At 52.0% G+C, this 15,183-nt stretch carries 12 protein-coding genes and 1 pseudogene; 10 read left to right on the forward strand and 3 right to left on the reverse strand.

Annotation, left to right across the window (positions count from 1 at the left end):
* Positions 1–11: 11 nt before the first annotated feature.
* Complete coding sequence (locus tag AC1WNR_RS03730; RefSeq protein ID WP_481643199.1) at positions 12–953, reverse strand: DMT family transporter; 942 nt, start codon at positions 951–953, stop codon at positions 12–14.
* Positions 954–1,237: 284 nt separating this feature from the next.
* Here AC1WNR_RS03730 and AC1WNR_RS03735 point away from each other — a divergent pair, with 284 nt between their 5' ends.
* The 7 genes and pseudogenes from AC1WNR_RS03735 to AC1WNR_RS03765 all read left to right on the forward strand — a co-directional run.
* On the forward strand, positions 1,238–3,535 hold the full coding sequence (locus AC1WNR_RS03735) for a hybrid sensor histidine kinase/response regulator (RefSeq protein WP_481643200.1): 2,298 nt from the start codon (positions 1,238–1,240) through the stop codon (positions 3,533–3,535).
* Positions 3,528–4,637 carry a response regulator gene (locus AC1WNR_RS03740; protein WP_481643201.1) on the forward strand — a complete coding sequence of 370 codons (1,110 nt, stop codon included), beginning with the start codon at positions 3,528–3,530 and terminating at the stop codon, positions 4,635–4,637. Before AC1WNR_RS03735 ends, AC1WNR_RS03740 begins: the two co-directional genes overlap by 8 nt.
* Positions 4,637–5,800 carry a sensor histidine kinase gene (locus AC1WNR_RS03745; protein WP_481643202.1) on the forward strand — a complete coding sequence of 388 codons (1,164 nt, stop codon included), beginning with the start codon at positions 4,637–4,639 and terminating at the stop codon, positions 5,798–5,800. Before AC1WNR_RS03740 ends, AC1WNR_RS03745 begins: the two co-directional genes overlap by 1 nt.
* 226 nt (positions 5,801–6,026) lie before the next feature.
* Positions 6,027–6,746 (forward strand): hypothetical protein, encoded by a 720-nt coding sequence (locus AC1WNR_RS03750; RefSeq protein WP_481643203.1) that lies wholly within the window; start codon positions 6,027–6,029, stop codon positions 6,744–6,746.
* 169 nt (positions 6,747–6,915) lie between these two features.
* The gene (gene clpB / locus AC1WNR_RS03755) at positions 6,916–9,492 is read left to right on the forward strand and encodes an ATP-dependent chaperone ClpB (protein WP_481643204.1); all 2,577 of its coding nucleotides are present in this window, start codon (positions 6,916–6,918) and stop codon (positions 9,490–9,492) included.
* 107 nt (positions 9,493–9,599) lie between these two features.
* Positions 9,600–9,731 (forward strand): DUF4160 domain-containing protein, encoded by a 132-nt coding sequence (locus AC1WNR_RS03760; RefSeq protein WP_481643205.1) that lies wholly within the window; start codon positions 9,600–9,602, stop codon positions 9,729–9,731.
* A 33-nt stretch (positions 9,732–9,764) separates the two neighbouring features.
* Positions 9,765–9,944 (forward strand): annotated as a pseudogene (locus AC1WNR_RS03765) (DUF2442 domain-containing protein); the annotation flags it as partial.
* Positions 9,945–10,003: 59 nt separating this feature from the next.
* Here the strand turns inward: AC1WNR_RS03765 and pyrC are convergent.
* Entirely contained in the window at positions 10,004–11,041 is a 1,038-nt protein-coding gene (gene pyrC, locus AC1WNR_RS03770; protein ID WP_481643206.1) for a dihydroorotase, read from the reverse strand.
* Positions 11,042–11,155: 114 nt separating this feature from the next.
* On the opposite strand from pyrC, the gene AC1WNR_RS03775 reads away from it, so the two are divergent.
* Both AC1WNR_RS03775 and AC1WNR_RS03780 read left to right on the forward strand, forming a co-directional pair.
* Positions 11,156–11,827 (forward strand): hypothetical protein, encoded by a 672-nt coding sequence (locus tag AC1WNR_RS03775; protein ID WP_481643207.1) that lies wholly within the window; start codon positions 11,156–11,158, stop codon positions 11,825–11,827.
* Positions 11,827–12,663, forward strand: a complete 837-nt coding sequence (locus tag AC1WNR_RS03780; RefSeq protein ID WP_481643208.1) for a 23S rRNA (adenine(2030)-N(6))-methyltransferase RlmJ — start codon at positions 11,827–11,829, stop codon at positions 12,661–12,663. Before AC1WNR_RS03775 ends, AC1WNR_RS03780 begins: the two co-directional genes overlap by 1 nt.
* Before the next feature lie 12 nt (positions 12,664–12,675).
* Here the strand turns inward: AC1WNR_RS03780 and AC1WNR_RS03785 are convergent, their stop codons facing one another.
* Complete coding sequence (locus tag AC1WNR_RS03785; protein ID WP_481643209.1) at positions 12,676–12,945, reverse strand: hypothetical protein; 270 nt, start codon at positions 12,943–12,945, stop codon at positions 12,676–12,678.
* A gap of 513 nt (positions 12,946–13,458) precedes the next feature.
* On the opposite strand from AC1WNR_RS03785, the gene AC1WNR_RS03790 reads away from it, so the two are divergent.
* Positions 13,459–15,180, forward strand: a complete 1,722-nt coding sequence (locus tag AC1WNR_RS03790; protein WP_481643210.1) for an acetolactate synthase 3 large subunit — start codon at positions 13,459–13,461, stop codon at positions 15,178–15,180.
* The last annotated feature ends 3 nt before the right edge of the window (positions 15,181–15,183 follow it).

The following is a 15,183-nucleotide window of genomic DNA, read 5'->3' on the forward strand; positions in this document are numbered from 1 at the left end:
ACTGACAACTATTAACGGATGGTTCGTTTGAGTTTGGTTTTCAACTCATTAGGCTTGAGGTAGCGCATCACACCCGACGTGAGAATGCCGGAGATGATAATTATCGCTGTACCGATCAGCGTCCAGCTATCTGGGAGGTCGGCGAAGAACATCCAGCCCCAGATAATGCTCCAGATGATCATGGTGTACTGCAGCGGGGCCAGGATCACTGCGAAGGTGATATCCAGCGCGCGGATGATGAAGAACTCTCCAAAACCGGCGGTCAAAGCCACTAGAAAGAAGAGACCATACTGGTAGAGCGTCTCGGGTGTTTTCCAGTAGAAGGGCAGAATAAAGCTCAGCACGAGAACAGAGACGGTACCTGCGTAGGCCACTGTGGTACTGGTTCGATCGACCCCAGCAACCATGCGTGATATCACCTGGCGCAGTGCAAAAGCGGTTGCTGCCAGCAGCACAAATACTGTACCAAACTGAAATACTCCCAGCCCCGGACGCACAATAATCAGCGTTCCAATAAAAGCGCCGAGAATGCCAAAGAACTGCTTGCGGCTAATGTGCTCGTTCAGCATCAAAGCGCCAAAAATCACAACAAGAAAGGGGGCAACAAAGGAGACCGCGACGGCGTCCGCCAGAGATATCTGCGCCACTGCCATAGTAAAAAGTACCGGTGAGGTAGAGGCGATTACTCCGCGCGCAATCTGTAAACCCGGTCTTTTGGTGTGAAACACGATAAACCCGCGCTGGATCAGCAGAAATATCACACCACTCAACAGCCCAAGTTGGCGCGTCCAACCGATTTGTACGGCATGAAAATCCGCAGTCAGCAACTTAGCCACTAGGTCCGACAGGGAGTAGAGCAGGAAAGCAAAACTCATCAACAAGACGCCGCGCCACATATTGGCGCGATCGAGAGCCGCTGTGGCCGGTTCTGTTTGAGTAGAATCGGTTTTCAAAGATAAGTCCAGCGCAGAGGTTAAACGCAGATGATGCGCCAAACTGTCTGTCTACACCAGAAGTATCTGAGTGCGTTCGCGCAACAAAAAAATCTGGCCTCGGTCATTTGGGCAAACTAAAGCAGTTGTGACTACACTTATTTGTGCGACTCCCGCAATCGCGGAATAAGCAAAAGAATGGCCCGCAGGACCTCTGGCCCGGTGACCCAATGCAACGATGAAAAGTAATAAAAAACATGGATAAGTTAGAGCAAAACCGTCGATCGAGATTTGGAGCCCTTTTTGTGGTGCTAGCCACCCTGACTGCACTGCTAGCTTATTTCGGTTACTCGGCACTCAAGCAGGAACTTTTCGCCGAGCAACTTCTCGTCAACGAGAGTAAGACCGACGCGCTTGCTGTGCGAATCGATCGTTGGCTCTCGACGCGTAAAACCGAGATCAGTGCACTTGCGAACACTCCTGTCATACGAGCCATGGATTGGTCACAATCCGGACCATTTCTAAAAGAGAAACACGAGCGCTACCCCTGGTTCTACATCTTCGCGCAGATTAATCCCGATGGGACCTACTACAACTCGAAGGTCGACTACGCAGAGGGTAAAAACCTCAGTGACCGGGCGCACTTCAAGGCGTCGATCGCCGGCAATGTCTATGCGTCGGATCCGGTCGTCTCACGCACGCTGGGAACCGATATCGTCGCAGTCACCTCGCCGGTTTACAGCAATGATCGATCTGACGCCAAGATCATCGGCGTTTTCGGCGGAATGATCGATACATCGACGATCGTCGATGAGCTTGGACGATTTGAAAATGGCCCGGATAGTTATGCCTTTGCGGTGAACTCATCTGGCATCGCGATCTCGCATCCCGATGAAGCCAGACGCGGCAACATCAACACTAAGGCTACCTCGCTGCTCGAAGATGCAGATATCGGCTTGCGTACGGCGGTTGAGGAGATGCTGGGTGGAGCAACAGGTTGGCGTAAACTGAACATCGACAGTCGCGAAGCCTATGTAAACTTCACACCGATCACTGAAGCAGACTGGTACGTGGCTACAGTGTCGGATGCAGATTTCATCGATGGTCAGTTTGTTATCGTCGATTATGCGAGTGGATTCGTTGCGCTGGTTCTCTCCGTCGGATTCGTTATGATTTGGCGTTCTCGCCGCTTAGAGGTCGAGACACTTAATCAGCAGCGCGAGGTGTTTGCTGAGAAGAGTCGCGCTAAATCGGCGTTTCTCGCCAGCATGAGTCATGAATTGAGGACTCCCCTAAACGCAGTGATTGGCTATTCACAGATGTTGATCGCCAATCCCAAAGTGGATGAGGAGTCGCGCAAGACGCTGAGTGTGGTCCTAAACTCTGGACGCCATCTGCTTATGCTGATCAATCGAGTACTGGACCTGTCAAAGATCGAGGCAGGAAAGCTTGAGCTCGATCTGCGTACGGTCAATCCGCAAAGTCTCATTAGTGAGTTGATTCAGATTTTTGAGATCGAACGCACCAAGTATTCGGTTCAACTCCATGCCAACGTTGACAGTAAGCTGCCCAAAGCCGCCCTGCTTGACCCTGATAAGTTAACTCAGGTCGTTACTAACATTGTGGTTAATGCATTTAAGTATGGCCAAGGCGGCGATGTCTCTCTCAAGTTTGCGCACGACCCTGGCGCTCAAAGTCTACTGATCACGGTCGAGGATCAAGGTGCAGGGATGAGTGAAGAGCAGCTGTCTCGGCTGTTTACCCCTTTTGAACAGGTGAACAACAAGTCCGAGGGGGCGGGCTTGGGGATGTCGATTGTCAAAGAGCTGGTGCAACTGATGGGTGGTCAGATCTATGTGGACTCTAAGGTTGGTAAAGGTACGCGAATCACGATTAACCTACCTTATGCGCCGGTAGAGGATGAGGCGCTGGAGATGACAGCCCGCACTCGTCTTCCAGAAAGTATCGCCAGGGGTTTAAAACCGAGCGTTCTTGTAGTCGACGATCACCCCCAAAACCGTGAACTGCTTCGATCGTTACTAGCACCCATGGGGTTCGTCATAACCGAAGCTGTAGACGGCGTAGATGCACAAGCCAAGTTCGAGCAGTCTGCATTTGATCTGGTGATAACTGATCTGGTGATGCCCAACATGGATGGTGTTGAGCTGGTGAGTTGGATACGGCAAACACACCCCGATAAGCACCTGCCGATTATCGTCGCGTCGGCGAGTGCCTTCTACGATGATCAGGTGCGTAGCCTCTCTGTCGGGGCTGATAGCTTTATGTCTAAGCCGATCGATCCGTTCGAACTGCTGGGACGAATCGCTCAACTTTGCGAACTCGAGTATACCGACAGTGCAACAGCCGACGCGCCCCAGAAAGCAGCTGAGCTATCCATTGATTGGAGCGATTCAAGAAACCAGGCTCTGCGCGCTGCCGTTATCGACGCGGCTAATCTCGGGCAGATGCAGAAAATCGAACAGCTACTTGAGTCGATTGAAAGCGAGGATAGCTATGCTCAATGGCGTGAGTTGCTGCAAAGCGCTATCGATGAGCATGATGATGAGCGAATTATAGAAGTGCTGGAGAATGTGAATGCTTGATTCTGCGGCTACGCGCGGTGTAATTAACCTAGCTCGTACTCCCCGTATTCTGTTGGTCGATGATGTACCGGACAACCTGAAATTGCTCGGATCTCTGTTCGACTCCAACGAGCTGGAGCTCTCCTTTGCTAAGAATGGTATTCGGGCACAGAAGCTTGCAGAGATGAGTGACTTCGAGCTAGCCGTGCTGGATATAAACCTGCCTGATATTGATGGCTTTTCACTAGCCGAACGCATAAGTGAACATCAACCCCACTGCGAAATCATCTTCTGTTCTGCTCATTCCGAGCGGGAGAACCGAGAACGCGGCTCGCTGCTTGGGGCGATCGATTTTATCGAGAAACCCTATGACCTAGATATCACTCGGTCCAGAGTAAAGCTCCACATGGAGCGTATTCTGCTACGTCATCGCATCGCCCAAGAGCGCGATCGCAACGAAGCGATCCTCGCTAACATCCGCGATGCTGTCATTACCGTTAACGCAACAGAGATGGTGGTTGACTGGAATCAGGGGGCTAGTGATCTGTTCAGTATCTCTGAAGCTGAGATGACAGGAAAACCCATGAGTGTGCTGTTCCCCGATGATGCCCGTCACCGAAGCTTCACCGAAATGCTGGCCAGTATCACCCCTGACGAGCGCGGTGTAGTACGCGTGGTCAATGAAATGAGGACCTGGCAGGGAGAGCCCTTTATGGCAGAGCTCTCACTCTCTGGGCCGTTTGAAGCGAGCGAACCGCTGATTACCGCCACAGTACGTAAAATTGCTGAGAGCATCACGTTGAAGCAGCGCGCGAGCCTTTATCGAGAGGTTCTGGATGGCCAAAGGATGGCTTATCTGATGCTTACTCATGAGGGTGTCATTCTTGAACAGAGTGACGCTTTCAGTTCGTTGAGTGAAGAGCTGGGGCTCTGGTGTGGCGAGGTTGGTTCAACGTTGGAGAGCTGTTTTGTTTCTGAGGCTTTTCAACGCGTGTTAGCGGGCGAGCGCGAGTTTAGTTGTCAGCGCCCTTGCGATGCATCTGAGTTGGTGCTGCGGGTTTATGAAGATCAGAGTCACCGCGCTGCTTACCTGATCACCTTTAGTCAGAAGCGGGAGTCGTAATGGTAGACCAGCTGTTAGACTGTTTTAGCTTCACCCTGACTTTCGATCAGGGGGAGTGCATAGAAGTATCGCCGCCGCTGCTGAAAATTTTGAACCAAAACTCTATCGCAGCTGCGTATGAGCTGTTGCCGGTGGATGTCACTTCATCGCCTGGCACGCAGATCAAGTCTGCTGGCTCATCCGGTCTCAATTTTCATGTGATCTTCAACCATGAAACACCAGAGAAGCGACTGGTTGCTCTAACTCTAGACGCTCAGAGTATCCCGTTGGCACGTGAGTCAGGGTTCATTAAAGATGACCTGAGTTTGATGGATCCGGTGCGCAGCTATTGGGAGGAGATCGAACGAATTGAGTCAGAGTTGGAGCTGCGTGGTACGGAGCTGATGCACTCTGAGCGCATGGCATCGCTTGGAACACTGGCCGCGGGCGTGGCGCACGAGATCAATAACCCTCTGGCGTTTATCAAAAGTAATTTAATGTCGTTAGAGGGGTTCCTGCAGCCGATGGTAGGTACGGTCAGATCTCTGCTGGTGCTCGAAGAGAAGGTTCCAGAACTGATAGCTGACCTGACAACCAAGGGGCTTGAATATGAGGCTGAGGAGCTCGGTTTTATAGTAGAAGACCTCGATGAAATCCTGCAGGACCTACGCGATGGTAGTGAACGAATCGTTACGATCGTCAGCGGCTTGCGCCAGTTCTCTCATCCGAGCGAGAGCGCGCTTGTGGGAACCGATCTCAATGACGCTGCGCGCGTCGCGATAGAGTTGTCCCGTAACGAGTTTAAGTATCACGCCACGCTGGATACAGACCTCAATCCACTGCCCACAGTCGAAGCAAACTCCCCCAAAATCACTCAGGTGCTGGTGAATCTGATCGTCAATGCCGCTCAAGCGATCGAGGAGTCCGGCATGATTCGTGTTGGTAGTCGTGTTAAAGACGATAATGTAGAGATCTGGGTTGAGGACAATGGCGGCGGGATTCATCCGGAGCATTTATCGAAGATCTTTAACCCCTTCTACACCACTAAAGAGGTTGGCAAAGGCACGGGTCTTGGGTTGGCCATCAGTCACCGAATTATGGCTGAGCATGGCGGTTCTATTGACGTTGAATCTAAGCTAGGTGAAGGGACTCGCTTCACGCTTAAATTTCCTGTGCATACTTAAATGACCAGTGTTCATGCAACCTAAAAGCTATGATTGCTCAGTAAACTGAAGGGTAAATCCCTGATGCATTTTTCGTCCTGCCCGACGGCTACGTCCTCGTCCGTGATGATGCGTCTTACACCATCCGTGAAACGTTGGCATCTGATAGCAAGCTCTGTCGTGTTGTCGAGATCGATCAGCCCGGGCGGTTTGACGTTGAGTCGTTTTGTAAGGTGCGCGGCGGTCTGTGGCGCTAGAGAGCAAAACATACCTATTGAAAGCTCCCTTCGGGGAGCTTTTTCTGTGTCTGCCGGAGCCGTTAGCCATCGGACTCGTTGAGACGCATCGTGGGATAGAACTTATTCAGCATGAAGTTCAAGCGAATTCGTGTTCAATACGTGCAGATAAGACTGATGGTGTTTATCAAATTAATCGACCGCGCACGGAGTTCCAAGTTCAGTACTCTGATCTGATTGATTGCCTGAATGAGCTTCTGTTACAGCTCATCTATGAGTTCATGATTCTGCTGCCGGACTGGGAGCTGCTGCATTGTTCTGCCGCTCAATCAAAAAGCGGTAAGTCTATCGTTGCCTTTGGTGATAAACGCGCAGGCAAATCTGTTTGGTCTTTTCAGCAGACTCTTATGGGAGGTAAGCTTCTTGCAGATGATCTGCTTGCATGGGACCGAGTAAAAAGCCGTTTTATCTGTTTTGGAGTTGCTTCTCGGCTCCGGCGTCCGGTTGATCACGCAGCCTTTGAAACCCTCCCAAAGGAAGCTTTTCTGCCAGGAGAACGGCTCAGCTATGTCCGACATTCATACCTTAATCTCGCAGCCTGCGGTGAGCAGTTTTTGCCTGATCGCATCGTCGAAATCGACAGACAATCCCACAGCCCGAAGCCAATATCGATGTTGAAAATTTTGGATCGTATCCAGCGAAGCTGTATCCCACGAAGCCTCTACTGTTAGTTGTTTGATTTGCATCAAACTAATGAGTGGTGTGGCGTTATATTTATAAAAATGCCGCTATTTTTTTATTTATGCCCTTGAAACCGCTCAAATACCCACCATAAAGGTAAGGAGAAAGAGTAATTCGCACCTTGCCGAATGCGGGAGGTGTACATCAGTGGAGGCAAGAATGCGCCCAGATAAATTTACCACCAAGCTACAAGAGGCCTTGGCCGATGCGCAATCAATGGCGATCGGAAAAGACCACAACATGATCGAGCCCGTGCACCTGTTGGCAGCCCTACTGGAACAGCGCGGCGGAGCGGTTCGTCCGCTACTTAAGCAGGCGGGAGCTGACCTACCAATGCTGGCCCGTAAAGTGGGTGAAGCACTGGATCGACTACCCGTCGTTTCGAACCCGGATGGCGATATCCGCATGTCTCAGGATATGGCACGCCTATTCAATCTCACCGATAAACTCGCGCAGCAGCGCGGTGATCAGTTTGTTGCCAGTGAGTTGATTGTATTGGCAATGGCAAATGACAAAGGCGAAGCGGGTAAAGCCCTGCAAGGCGCCGGTGTTACCAGTGAATCTCTGGCCAAAGCGATTAACGAGGTTCGAGGTGATGAAGCGGTGATGGATGCCAACGCCGAAGAGAACCGTCAGGCACTGGATAAATACTGTATCGACCTGACTGAGCGCGCCGAGAGCGGCAAGCTTGACCCGGTTATCGGCCGTGATGATGAGATTCGCCGTACCATTCAGGTGCTGCAACGTCGCACCAAAAACAACCCTGTGCTCATCGGTGAACCGGGTGTCGGTAAAACCGCCATCGTTGAGGGTTTGGCGCAGCGCATCGTTAATGGTGAGGTTCCTGAGGGGCTGAAGCACAAGCGCGTGCTGTCACTTGATATGGGCTCATTGATCGCGGGTGCTAAGTTCCGCGGTGAATTCGAAGAGCGTCTGAAATCCGTACTGAACGAATTGTCGAAGCAGGAGGGTCAGATCATCCTTTTCATCGACGAGCTGCACACCATGGTAGGCGCCGGTAAGGGCGATGGTGCGATGGACGCCGGTAATATGCTCAAGCCTGCGCTGGCACGTGGTGAGCTGCACTGTGTTGGCGCCACTACACTCGATGAGTACCGCCAGTATGTTGAGAAGGATGCTGCGCTTGAGCGCCGTTTCCAGAAGGTCATAGTCGATGAGCCTAATGAAGAGGACACCATCGCCATTCTGCGTGGTCTGAAAGAGCGCTATGAAGTGCACCACGGTGTCGATATCACCGATTCTGCGATTATCGCTTCAGCTAAATTGAGCCAGCGCTACATCACTGACCGCCAGTTGCCGGATAAGGCGATCGATCTGATAGACGAAGCGGCATCACGTATCCGTATGGAGATGGACTCCAAGCCTGAAGAGATGGACCGCCTAGAACGCCGTCTGATTCAGCTGAAGATGGAGCGCGAAGCGCTGAAGAAAGAGAAAGATGAAGCCGCCAAGAAGCGTCTGGCAGAGCTTGAGCAGACCATCGAGCGTCTGGATAAAGAGTACTCCGACCTCGAGGAGGTGTGGAAAGCCGACAAAGCGACACTGCAGGGTTCGCAGCAGATTAAAGAGCAACTGGACCAAGCGCGTATTGAGATGGAGCAGGCACGCCGTGCCGGTGATCTGGCGAAGATGTCTGAGCTGCAGTACGGCAAGATTCCAGAGCTGGAGCGTCAGCTTCAGGCCGCTGATTCAACGGAGCAAGCGGAAGCGGTAACCAAGTTGTTGCGCAATAAGGTAACGGAAGAGGAGGTTGCCGAGGTTGTATCGCGCTGGACCGGTATTCCTGTCGCGAAGATGCTAGAAGGTGAGCGCGAGAAGCTGCTGAAGATGGAAGACGCGCTGCACGATCGCGTAGTGGGTCAGTCTGAGGCGGTGAGTGCCGTATCCAATGCGGTACGCCGTTCACGCGCGGGCCTTGCAGACCCTAACCGTCCGAATGGTTCGTTCCTCTTCCTTGGCCCGACGGGTGTGGGTAAGACAGAACTATGTAAAGCCTTGGCCACCTATCTATTCGACACCGAAGAGGCTCTGGTGCGTATTGATATGTCCGAGTTTATGGAGAAACACTCCGTGGCCCGTCTGATCGGTGCGCCTCCGGGCTATGTCGGATACGAAGAGGGTGGTTACCTGACGGAAGCCGTGCGCCGTAAACCATACTCAGTATTGTTACTGGATGAGGTAGAGAAAGCGCATCCGGATGTATTCAACATCCTATTACAGGTGCTTGAGGATGGCCGTCTTACGGATGGCCAGGGCCGCACAGTCGACTTCCGCAACACCATCGTGGTGATGACATCGAATCTGGGCTCGGATCTGATTCAGAACTTCTCAGATGATGACGACTACGACCTGATGAAGGCTGCGTTGATGGAGACAGTAGGCACTCACTTCCGTCCTGAGGTTATTAACCGTATCGACGAAGTGGTGGTGTTCCATAGCCTGCGTAAAGATCAGGTGTCTGGCATCGCCAATATTCAGCTCGATCGCCTGCGCAAGCGTCTGGCTGAGCACGAGCTGAGTCTGACAATGACTAGCACGGCGATGGATAAACTGGTGGATGTAGGTTTTGAGCCCATCTACGGTGCCCGCCCACTCAAACGCGCTATTCAGCAGTGGATAGAAAACCCACTCGCCCAACGCTTGTTGGCCGGTGATTTCGCTCCGGGAGCTGAAATAGCAGTCGATGTTGAGGGTGATCATTTCACCTTCCGGTAGTTGGACCCTGAACCCAAAAAATGGCGACCCCTCCCTGAGGCTGTCGCCATTTTTGTTTGGTCTAGACTAAAAACTCATACAGCAGAACGAAAACAAGGAGGTTTTCGATGCCGACGATCAGTGAGTTTTTCGGCATCCTGATACGGATGTACTACCACGACCATAACCCCGCACATTTTCATGCCTACTACGGAGATTTCGAAGCAATAATCCGAATCGACATACTCGAGGTTCTTTAGGGTGAACTACCAAAACGAGCGTTAACCTTTGACGACGGTACACAAGGTGAGGTTTGCCTGTCTGACAGACTCTTTGGTCCCATGTTCGAACCCCTAAAAGATCCCGAATTCTTCAACCTTGTATCGGTAGACCAGTTCGGAGCAGTCTGTTGGCCCAACAACGCCGACCTTGCACCCGACGCGCTCTATCGGCGCGTGATCGAAGAGTGCTGATACCTTTAGGTTCTTGTCCGCGTTATGAGAGATAGTTATTAGGCTCTAGCAGGTAGGTTCTAATTAACGAGCTTCCAACGCAGGGTTTCACCCGCCCGAATCGGCACAATAATATCGCTACCAAATGGCATTTCATCTGGCACTTGCCACTCTTGTTTAGCCAGCGTGATCGTTTCGCTGTTACGTGGCAGACCATAGAAGTCTGCACCATGATGGCTGGCGAAACCTTCAAGTTTGTCGAGCACACCTAGGTCCTCAAAGATCTCTGCGTAGAGCTCAATCGCCGCATAAGCTGAGTAACAACCGGCACAACCGCACGCACTCTCCTTGGCACCTTTGGCATGAGGAGCCGAATCGGTACCGAGGAAGAACTTCGAGCTTCCACTCACCACTGCATCCTGCAGTGCCTGTTGGTGGACGTTGCGCTTTAGGATTGGCAGGCAAAAGAGGTGTGGGCGAATGCCGCCGACTAGCATGTGGTTGCGGTTATAGGCGAGGTGCTGCACTGTAATTGTCGCGCCGACATTATCACCCTGAGATGCCACAAACTCAGCCGCATCTTTGGTGGTGATATGTTCAACCACCATCTTCATGCTTGAGTGCTTTGCAGCCAAAGGCGCAAGAATCTCGTCCAAGAACTGCTTCTCACGGTCAAAAATATCAACATGGTTGTGAGTCACTTCACCGTGAATCAGTAGCGGCATACCCGCTTCATTCAACGCATCGCAAACCGCATCAAGTTTGCCGAGGTCAGTAACACCCGAGTCGGAGTTAGTGGTTGCCCCTGCAGGGTAAAGTTTTACCGCTTTCACGACACCGGTTGCCGCTGCTTCGGCAATGATCTCGGGTGAGGTGTTGTCGGTGAGGTATAACGTCATTAGTGGCTCAAAGTTAGAGCCGGCGGGACGGTGCGCCAGGATGCGCTCGCGGTAGGCCAGAGCCTGCTCAGCGTTAGTTACCGGTGGGCGGAGGTTTGGCATAACGATTGCACGACCCATCTGATTAGCTGTTGCCGGTACGACATGCTGTAAAACCTCACCATCGCGCAGGTGCAGGTGCCAGTCGTCGGGGCGGGTAATCGTTAATCTATCGCTCATGTGCATAACTCCAAACCTAATTTTTGCTGGCGCGGAGTATAGCATTGTGTGCTATTCAATGAGTATGAACGACAACAATTACAGAAGTTTTGGGGGCCAGTGGTGGAGAGAGTTGTGAAGCGAAGTTTCATCGGCAGTTTGTTCATCTCTATGCTGTTGGCAGGTTGTAGCGCTCCGCCACCTAAAACTTCGGCTAAGCTGGAGCCGAGTGTCACGCCGCTGCCGCTCTCTCGGGTATTCTCTGCGACTTCGGATTCGGGCTCCGATTTGGCGGCCCTGTTGCTCGATCACTATCTAACCGCTCCATCCTACAAAATGTCCAATCCTCTAATGCTGACGAGGTATCAGGCTGGGGATTCGGCTCTCTCGAGTGACGGTAAACAGCTGCTTCAACTGTATAAATCGGCTAACAGTTGGGGCTTTGTGAGTGTCTCAACCGGATATTCACCTACTGTGAATCTGTTCGAGCTGTTTGATGGTCAGAAGAGGAATTACGCCCTCGTGCTGAAGGACGTAAAGATCTGTATGGTTGAAGGGGCGGACCGAGCGCCGAAGTGGAGTGGCACGCAGCTGGTTCACTCCAAAGTACAGCCTGGAAAATTCGAGTGCTCAGGCAATACTCGAACATCACTGTTCCAACCTTACTCAGGTATGCCCGGGCGTTTAGGCATCTACTTTGAGTCTGGCGACACGGTGCTTTATGATTCGGATCGTCAACGCCTCGAGCGCATTGCTGCGCTTCTGGCACAACGGTTCAGTCATTTAAGCATCCCGGAAGCGATTTAGTGCTCAGTTATCAACACGGTTTTCACGCCGGTAATTTTGCCGACCTTCATAAACACCTGACTCTGGCGCTGTTGCTAGAGTCGCTCAATCGCAAGACCAAGCCGTGGAGCTACCTCGAGACCCACTCAGGTAGAGGGCGTTATGATCTGCGTGATGCGCAGGCGGAGAAGACTGGCGAGTACTTGGAGGGTATTGCCAAACTCTGGCAATTAAATATCGATAACGCCTTGGGGCGCTACCTGGATCTGGTTCGGTCATTGAATGACAGCGAACTGCACACTTATCCTGGTTCGCCGCTGATCGCGGCTGAGATGGCGCGAGACGATGACAGAATCCATCTGATGGAATTGCACCCGCAAGAGGTGCAGGTGCTCAAACGTAACTTACGCCAGTATGCGCAGGTTGGCGTGCATCATCGTGATGGCTACGAGGGGGTTCTTAGTATGCTTCCGCCTAAGCCTAACCGCGGTCTGGTGTTGATCGATCCGGCTTACGAGGTGAAAACCGAGTATCTTCAGGTAGCTGGTTTCATGCCCAAAGCATTGCGTGCATGGGGTAATGGAAGTTTCGCTATATGGTATCCGGTGCTCGGCGCAAATCGTCATGAGGAGATGGTCGCAGCGGTCGTCAAACACTGCCCGGATGTAGCAATACTTCGTTCTGAGATGCACGTCGCTGCACCTGTCGAACGGGGTATGTTCGCTTCCGGCATGCTACTGCTTAACCCACCCTGGCAGCTCGACCAGCAACTAGCTGAGCTAGTACCTAGCTTGCTTGAAAGTTTGGCAGTCGAGGACGGGAAGGCTACGCTGAGCTGGCTGAGAGAACCGGCCTAATTGCCAAAAGACTCAGTAGAGCGCAGTCTCGTCGCGAACAACATCTTTCAATAGTTCCAAAAAGAGGGTGTCGGCTTCGCTATGCTCAAGCGGTATACGTACGCTAGTGCTCCCTGAAAGCTCGTCCGCGATAAGCTGATTAGCGTGCTTCGCATCCATATGTTTACGGGCAATCTCTTTGGCCTGCTCGCATATTTGCGGCTCTGCTAGTACTTTGCGAGTGAATCGCAGCAGCTCTTCAATAACACGTTCTTTGTTCTTCAGATCGGAAACGTTCTGCATCACTTAGCTCCTTATGCACATCTCTTAATATAACCAGAGGTGCGCTCTCTCGCCAATGCCTAACCAATAATAGTGGATGGGCCAAACTTGAGATCAACCGCTGGTAAATCAGCATTTTCTTATAAAGTCTGTTTTTTATGGGGTTTTTCCAGCTGAAACTCGCGTAATTAGGGCGTTTTCCGGGTTGAACTCGCTGCACACCGATGCGAAAATACCCGGCTAAACCCCAGGTTGCATCCAACCCCGCAATCATGGGCCAAACAAGGCTGTTAGAAGCAATACCCGGCTTAGGTCTAGAGCCACCCGACGGAGCGACCCTCCCGTAGGTGGACAGAGTAGTTTTTGCTCACAAAAAATGCGCCAGCAATAGAAGCTTGAAGCGCGTGCTCGGGGCTAACCCCCGGCGGAGCAACTGCTCACTTTTTCAGAAGGTCTATTGTGTGATCTTCGGAAGTTAAAACTGACTAAACATCGAATGAGTGCCATCAATGGCACATTCTAGAGGGTAACAAAGTGGAATTACTTTCCGGCGCAGAAATGGTGGTACGCGCGCTCCGAGATCAGGGCGTGAAGTACATCTATGGCTATCCTGGTGGTGCGTTGCTGCATGTATACGACGCAATTTTTCAACAGGAAGAGGTCCAGCACGTTTTGGTGCGCCATGAGCAGGCTGCTACACACATGGCTGATGCTTATGCGCGCGCGACCAACAAGGCCGGCGTGGCGCTCGTCACCTCAGGTCCGGGTGCGACCAACGCAGTGACAGGCATCGCAACTGCCTACATGGATTCAATCCCAATGGTTGTTATTACCGGTCAGGTAATGAGCTACCTCATTGGTGAAGATGCATTCCAGGAAACCGATATGCTCGGTATCTCCCGTCCGATAGTTAAACACAACTTCAGTGTTCAGCGTCCAGAAGATATCCCGGCGATCATCAAAAAAGCGTTCTACATTGCAGAGTCTGGTCGTCCAGGCCCAGTCGTTGTTGATATTCCCAAGGATATGACAACTCCAACCGAGCGCTACCCGTACGAGTTCCCAGCGTCTGTGAAGATGCGCTCGTACAACCCAATCAGCCGCGGTCACAGCGGTCAGATTAAGAAAGCAGTGGATATGCTGTTGGCTGCTAAGCGCCCTGTGATCTACACCGGTGGCGGTGTTATCATGGGTGGTGCAAGCGAGCAGTTGATCAAGCTGGCGCAGACACTGAACTACCCAGTGACTAACACCCTAATGGGCCTCGGTGGCTACCCCGGTACTGACCGTCAGTCACTTGGCATGCTGGGTATGCACGGCAGCTACGAAGCCAATATGGCGATGCACCACGCGGATCTGATTCTGGCTGTGGGCGCACGTTTTGATGACCGTGTAACTAACGCAACGGATAAGTTCTGTCCGACAGCACGCATCGTGCATATCGATATCGATCCAGCGTCTATCTCGAAGACCGTTGAAGTCGACGTACCGATCGTTGGCCCAGCAGGTGCTGTACTGGAGGAGATGAGTGAGCTGGTCGCAGCGGCGGGTATTAAGCCTGATGCTGAAGCAATTGCTTCGTGGTGGACGCAGATCGACGAGTGGCGCGGACGCCATGGCGGTCGCTACCGTACCGATGACAGTGAGATGATGAAGCCACAGCAGGTGATCGAAACGTTGTCGAAAGTAACTAACGGCGACGCTTTTGTCTGTTCGGACGTAGGCCAGCACCAAATGTATGCTGCGCAGTACTACAAGTTTAACAAGCCAAACCGTTGGATCAACTCAGGTGGCCTTGGCACCATGGGCTTCGGTCTACCTGCAGCGATGGGGGTTAAAATGAACTTCCCTGATGCAGACGTGGCCTGTGTTACCGGTGAAGGCTCTATCCAGATGAACATCCAAGAGCTTTCGACTTGTAAGCAGTATGAGATTCCTGTGAAGGTTATCAACCTAAATAACCAGTCTTTGGGTATGGTGCGTCAGTGGCAGGATATGAACTACGAGTCACGTCACTCGCAGTCCTACGTTAAAGCGCTGCCAGACTTCATCAAACTAGCCGAGGCCTACGGTCATGTCGGTATGAAGGTTGAGAAACTCTCTGACTTGGAAGGCGCTATGCGCGAAGCCTTCTCTTTGAAAGATCGTCTGGTCTTTATGGATATCTATGTAGATCCATTCGAGCACGTTTACCCAATGCAGGTACCGCGCGGCTCTATGCGTGACATGTGGCTCAGCAAAACGGAGAGGACTTAAGCA

The organism is Marinobacterium marisflavi (assembly GCF_982447095.1).